The sequence below is a fragment of the Stutzerimonas marianensis genome (genome assembly GCF_022810315.1).
GTDB lineage: Bacteria > Pseudomonadota > Gammaproteobacteria > Pseudomonadales > Pseudomonadaceae > Stutzerimonas > Stutzerimonas marianensis.
This window is the reverse complement of the sequence record NZ_JALGRD010000060.1, coordinates 1-462: the sequence shown is the minus strand read 5'-3', so window position 1 is coordinate 462 and position 462 is coordinate 1. Positions and strand designations below refer to the sequence as shown.

The following is a 462-nucleotide window of genomic DNA, read 5'->3' as shown; positions in this document are numbered from 1 at the left end:
GCTTGCTTCGCAAGCTTTGAAGCAGCCTGAGCGAGGTCCAGCCGTTCTTGAGCAGTAAGCACATCGTAGTATGCACCCATCACTGCCCCCCTCAGTCGAGCTTGGGCGTCCTGTAGGTCGGCGGCCGCTACGTCCATGGCGCGTTGCGCTGCCTCAATACGAGCCGAACGTTTACCACCCAGCTCTATTTCTTGGCTCAGCTCAAGCGTCGTCTCGGGGGCATCACCTCGGATTCCCTCCTGGCTAGCGGACAATATTGGATTCGGACGCGCTCCGGCTTGGCTAATCAATGCGCGAGAAGCAGCCAGCTCACGTCTTGCAGCAGCCAGTTCAGGGCTTGCAGAGCTAGCGAGCTCCAAGGCGCGTAGAAAGCTTATGGAGTCGACAGACTCAACGGGGAAGGTATTTGCCACACTGGCAGGTAAGGTCTGTGTGAAGGTCGGCAACTCTAAAGGCTGCGCA

At 58.2% G+C, this 462-nt stretch carries 1 protein-coding gene; it reads right to left on the bottom strand.

The genetic code is table 11. The features are described 5' to 3' along the window. Positions 1-462 (bottom strand): TolC family protein (locus tag MST27_RS22260; protein WP_243608018.1); only part of this gene is annotated, 462 nt, incomplete at both ends.